The 5,640-nt window shown below is 66.9% G+C and carries 4 protein-coding genes; 2 read left to right on the plus strand and 2 right to left on the minus strand.

The window, feature by feature from the left end; genetic code table 11:
• Window positions 1–175: 175 nt before the first annotated feature.
• Both DKL51_RS02090 and DKL51_RS02095 read right to left on the minus strand, forming a co-directional pair.
• The gene (locus DKL51_RS02090; RefSeq protein WP_260428343.1) at window positions 176–2,551 is read right to left on the minus strand and encodes a low temperature requirement protein A; all 2,376 of its coding nucleotides are present in this window, start codon (window positions 2,549–2,551) and stop codon (window positions 176–178) included.
• A gap of 173 nt (window positions 2,552–2,724) precedes the next feature.
• Window positions 2,725–3,342, minus strand: a complete 618-nt coding sequence (locus tag DKL51_RS02095) for a TMEM175 family protein (protein WP_165824452.1) — start codon at window positions 3,340–3,342, stop codon at window positions 2,725–2,727.
• Between the two features lie 351 nt (window positions 3,343–3,693).
• On the opposite strand from DKL51_RS02095, the gene DKL51_RS02100 reads away from it, so the two are divergent.
• Both DKL51_RS02100 and DKL51_RS02105 read left to right on the plus strand, forming a co-directional pair.
• Window positions 3,694–4,314, plus strand: coding sequence for an ISAs1 family transposase (locus DKL51_RS02100; RefSeq protein ID WP_260428342.1), 621 nt, complete (start codon window positions 3,694–3,696; stop codon window positions 4,312–4,314).
• Between the two features lie 563 nt (window positions 4,315–4,877).
• Window positions 4,878–5,423, plus strand: coding sequence for a DUF302 domain-containing protein (locus DKL51_RS02105; RefSeq protein ID WP_109947949.1), 546 nt, complete (start codon window positions 4,878–4,880; stop codon window positions 5,421–5,423).
• Window positions 5,424–5,640: the final 217 nt, after the last annotated feature.

Here is a 5,640-nt window from a genome sequence, read left to right on the forward strand (position 1 = left end):
GAGAACTCCCCGGCTCGGGCAGCAGCGGCGCGATCACCGCCCATGCTTCATCGGTTAATTCACCACGACGCACCACCGGCACATCGTCAACGATCAACCACTACAAGATCGGCAGGACACGCCCTAATCGGGTGGATCAATCGCCGGCAGCGGATGCGCTGCCTGGCCTGCCGGGTCAGTCGGGTAGGACGGGCTGGGGTTCGGGCGGTGCTGGTCGTTCTCCGCGCATCACTTCGATGGCGATGAACCCGACGCAGACTGCGGCGAGTATGGCGAGCGCGGTCAGCCCCGGAAGGCTGGTGGTGGCAGGCACCAGCGCGACAACCACCAGCGTCTGCACGACCCGTTGCCGGTGGACGCGGCGGGCCAGCCGCCAGCGGAAAGCCAGGTCCACGAGCAGGTAGATGATCACGCCGCCGAAGAGAGCGAGATGCGGGAGTTGGTAGACCGGGGCGCCGTCGAACAGGCCATGGCTACCCAGCACCGACATGGTCTTACCCAGTCCGAACGAGACGAGCACGATGCCGGCGACCATCGGCAGATGCAGCAGCCCGTAAGCGTCCCGGGCGAGCGCCCGACGCCGCACCCTGCCGCTCGCCACCAAGACCCGCTCGCCGTAGCTGGCCGTCGTGCCGAAATAGATCCACCAGAGTGCGGCCAGCAGGGCCGTGCCGAGGGCGGCCGCGACGATGATGCGGGCGGAGATGGGTGTGTACACCACGGCCGTGCCCATCGAGATCACCGCCTGGCCGAGCGCGATGATCATGATCAGACTGTACCGGTCGGCCCAATGCTCCGCGGACCAGTCACGGCAGTAGCGGGGCCAGGCCAGCGCGTTGCCGACCAGGTCAACGGCGATGGCGGCGATCCAGAGCCCGACGCGCACCGGTGTCAGCAGCCGAATGTCACCGACCGGCTGCGGGATCAGGGCAGCAGCGGCGAGTATGGCGAGCGCCACCAAGGTGGGCACCGCGGTGTACGCCACCGCGGCCCGCTGCTTGGGGTCGTGCCGGTTGATCAGCCACAACGCGACGAGGTGCAGCAGCCGGATCAGCGCGTAACAGGACACGAAGACCAGTGGCCCGGACAGACCGCCGACGGCGTCGCTGAACGCCTGGGGGCTGGCCAGGGTGATCACCACGGTGAGCGCGACGACCAACACCACCACCATGCGGACGACGGGGTGCTCCGAGCGGACCGCGACGGCCAGCCAGGTGAAGGCCCACCAGGCCAGCCAGAGCACGGCGAGCACCAGGAGCCCGCGTACCAAGCCCCGCCAGGTCGGATCGTCGGATATCAGGGCGGCGACCTGCAGGAACGCGTAGACGAAGACCAGGTCGAAGAAGAACTCCTTCGGCGTCACGCCGCCCTGGTTGAGGGCCGGTTGGATCGCGTGGTGCAGCCTGCGGTGGCGGTGCCGGAAGACAGTGGCGTCGGCCAACGCCATGGCACCAACCGCTGCGGTGAGCAGCGCCAGCTGTGCCAGCGCGGGCACCCGAAGCGCGATCGGCGCCAGGGACCCCACCAGGAGGATTCCGAGCAGCGGGGACCGGCCGAGCAGCCGCAGCGTCCGCACCTCGAACAGGATGAGGCCGACAAGATAGAGGATCACCCCGCCGTAGAGCGCCAGCAGCCGTATCCCGACAGACGTGGGCGCCGGGCCCCGCAACTCGGCGAGCGTTTGGTGGATGCCGAGCGCAGCCAGTACGAGCCCGGCCATCATCGGCAGGTGTAGGAAGGTGTACGCGTCCCGCCCCAGGAGGGCTCGTCGGGCCTCCGACATCCGTTCCAGGGCCAGTTCGGCGGCGAACCGGGCAAGGTCGAAGTAGGTCCACCACAGCGCCCCGGCAAGCATGACGCCAAGCAGCGCGCCCGCCAGCACCGTAAGGGTGAGCGGCTGCCCGACTGCCGTCCCTTGGCTGAGCCCGACGGCGATGATGGCCTCACCGAAACCGATCAGAATGATCGAGCTGTGCCGTTGGGCCCAGTAGGGGATGGATATGATCTTCCACGTTCCGGTGCCCAGCAGGAAAGCACCGCCGTACCCGGCGACGATCGCGCAGGCCACCAGCGCGAACCGGGTCCACTCGCGGGCTACCTCGCCCTGCACGTATCCCGGCACGAGGGTAGAAGCCAGCAGCGCTAACGTGCCGGTCACGAGAACCGGCCAGGCAGTCCACAACCGCCGCCGGGTGCCCGCTTCCGCCACGCCGGCGGCGGTGGCGAACACGAGAGCGCCGCTGCGCGCGACCATGTAGCACACCGCGAACACCACCGGCCCTGGCAGCCCGCCGGGACGGTCGACGAAGGCCTCCCTGACCGCCAGGACCATCACGAAAAGCGTCGCGCTGAGGCCGAAGATGAACACCGGCATCACGCCTCGATTGAGCCGGATGATGTTGCCGAGCCAGGCATACGGCGCCCAGCAACCCCAGAGCAGCACGAGCAGCAGCAGACCGCGGGGAAGGCCGGCCGGGTTGAGCTGCTCGGCGGTCACCCCGGTGACGTTCAGGAACGCGAACACGAAGATCAGGTCCAGGAACAGCTCCAGCCGGGTAACCCTGCCTCCCCCCGCGCCACCTGAATTCGACCGGAGCTTCCCATGACCTCACTCTGTCAACCGGCCGACACCGCGACAGGTGATCGCCTCGACCCGCCTATGCCAAGCCTCGTCGGGCTCGCATCGCCCGTCGATCATGGGGATGACCGCCTTGAGCAGGCGGTTCATTCCCGTTGGTCGTCTGCGCGAGGGCCGAGCGCTGGGGTGCGCTCAAAGATGTAGTAGACGGCGACAGCGCCGATGACGGTCAGGGCCACCGGCGGGCTGAGGAAGGCGACGGGGATCGCGGCCAAATAGAGGATCGACCCGATTCCGAATCGCAGCCGCGCCGTCCAACGGGCCCTCTCCGGCACCGGCCGCTGGCGCCGCCCTGGGCGCAGGGTCCACTCGAAGATCCCGCCGAAGCTGAGTCCCAGCCCCGCGAGGGCCGCCGCATACAGTGCCATCGCCACCCGGGCGTCCTGCCCGCCCAGCGTGAGGTACTCCGCCATCGTCGCCGTGGCGAACGGGATGACGACGACGAACAGCAGTAGCACAAGGTTGAGGTAGAGCAGGGCACGGTCGACGACGGCAAGGTCCGCGATGAGGGCGTGGTGGTTGACCCAGATGATCCCGATCGTGGAGAAGCTGATCAGGTAGGCGACGAACGAGGGCCAGTGGTCCGCGAGTTGACGCAGCAGCGGACCATGACCCGGTCCGGCCACCGCCAGGTCCAGCGCGAGCAGCGTGATCGCCACCGCGAAGACCCCGTCACTGAATGCCTCCAGCCGCGTTCGGCTCACTGCCAGTTTCTACCGCACCGCATGCGCCTGGTCCCGCCGATTTCACATCGCGAGCCACCCTCGCGACGTGATGTTCTGGTTGCTGCCAGTCGATTGGAGGACGAGATGCCGCCGCCAGGGCGAAGGCAAGGTAGGTGTATGACCGTTTCGCCTGATCTGGGTAGGCGCTCCTGATCGTGACGATATGAGAGCGGGCGCGACCTTCCGATGATCATCCAGGTGTCTACGCTGGAGCATCGAAGGGTCACGCCCGTGGGTTCATCATCGCTGATCGACGTGTTGGCCGCGCACGCGGACCGCACTCCGACGCCGGTAGTACCGCAAGATCGTGTCTGCAGCCTGGTCACGGCGTTGGCTCAGGTGCCGGACCGGCGGGATCCGCGCGGTGTAGGCCACGTCCTGTCCAGCGTGCTGGCGGTGGCGGTGGCCGCGGTTCTGGCCGGGGCACGGTCGGTGGCGGCGATCGGCGAGTGGGCGGCTGACCTCCCGCAGCGGGTTCTGGCTGATCTATCGGTGTTCCGTGATCCGTTCACCGGCGTGTATCGACCGCCGGTGACCTCGACGATTCGCCGGGTCCTGGTGGACGTCGACGCCGACGCCCTCGACACCGCGGTCAGCCGGTGGATCATCGCCTCCGCCGCCTCAACGGGCGGCGCACCAGGTAGGCAGGCCTACAGCGTGGATGGTAAGACCCTGCGGGGCAGCGGCCGTACCGGCGGGCAGAGGCACCTGCTCGCCGTGCTGGAGCAGCACACCGGCGTGGTCGTCGGACAGATCGATGTCGACGGCAGGACCAACGAGATCACCCGCTTCAGACCGCTGCTCGAAGGGCTCGACCTGACCGGCGCCGTGGTCGCCGCCGACGCTCTGCACACCCAACGCGAGCACGCCCGCTGGCTGGTCGACAGCAAAGCCTCGGCGTACCTGTGCACGGTGAAGAACAACCAACCCGGCCTATACCGGCAGAGCTGAGGGGATTTGAACCCCATAGATCCAGGCCGATGATCGATCGGGGTGAATCGGGCGGATCGGCGGTCTGACCAGCGCGGCAACTGTGAACGTCTGTCATCGCCTGTCATCGCCTGTCACCGGTGTTCGTCCTCGGATGGTCCCGGTTTGGTCCCATCGATCTTGGCGCTAGCCACATCACCGTCCCCGCCATCCCGTCGCCTAGGCTCCGCCCGTACCCGGGTTCTCCCCGCCCGGGCAAGGGTCTGCCGGAGGCCGAGCGAAGCGAGCCCTTGCCGGGCGGGGAGGTTCCGGGTACGCCTCTGGTAGGCGACGGGATGGCGCCGGACCACGAAGCCCGAACCGGCGGATCTTGGCCATCCCGGAGCCTGTCCGTCCGGCGAAGACGCTCTTGCTCTTTGGCGCCCGCACCGGGTTGGGTCCGCACGGCGTGGCGCGATCTCGCTGTCTTAATCGCTGCTAAACCTTGAGACTTGGGGAGAGCAGAAGCCATCGAGGTTTCGCCCATTTGATCCAGGGTATAGGCCAGTCGTTTCACGACCTACTGCCATGTAAATGGAGGCCGCATGGCTATTAACGGGATGCGGCAAGACCGGGTGACCGACAATGGCTACGAGGCGCACCGCCTTACCGTCGCCGTAGACGCGCCGTACGACGACTTCCGGCAGCGCTACGAGCAAGCAGTGCCCCGCCTACGACGCTGGCGCTTGGTCCTGCAGGTGGCTCGCAAGGCTAACTGGTCGGCGGTAACCAGCCTGACGAACGCATCGGCTCCGCACGGCTTCCTCAGATACTGGAGTTCCGACGTCAAGCCTCTGATGAGCCTTGCCGGTGTGCCGACGCCGTGTTCTAGTTACTTAATGGGCAATCACATCGTTGCCGAAGAGATGTTCCGGCACAACCCCACGGTGATGGTGTATGTGCCTATGCAAACCGTCATTACCGTTGACAGCGACGGCGGCACCACCTTCTCGATCGAACAACCTAGTAGGGCTCTTGCGACGTTCGGCAGTCCAGATATCGCCTCCGTTGGGATCGAACTCGACCGCAAGGTCGCCGCGCTTCTGCAACACCTCGGCGCACCCGTGCCACCCTCGCTGCTAGCCTCATAGTTGCCCGTCCTCGCTGGGTAACACTCGTGGCGACGACTTCTCCTTGGCGCGGCCCGTTCGAGCCTGACCGACGTCCAAGACCCTGGCCAACTAGTGCCTCGTCTTTGAACGTTGATCGTGTAATCCGTCGGTTCTGAGGATGTGTCGGGCAGGCTGTCTCTCATCGTTCACGGTGGGAGGTGGTGGCCGGTGGGCAGACGCCCGGAGGTGTTCGTCC

The sequence above is a fragment of the Micromonospora globispora genome (assembly GCF_003857015.1).
Taxonomy (GTDB): domain Bacteria; phylum Actinomycetota; class Actinomycetes; order Mycobacteriales; family Micromonosporaceae; genus Micromonospora; species Micromonospora globispora.

Excerpts from the sequence above, each read along its gene's own strand:
- DKL51_RS02105 (WP_109947949.1), top strand. The coding sequence starts at position 4,878 with ATGGCTATTAACGGGATGCGGCAAGACCGGGTGACCGACAATGGCTAC.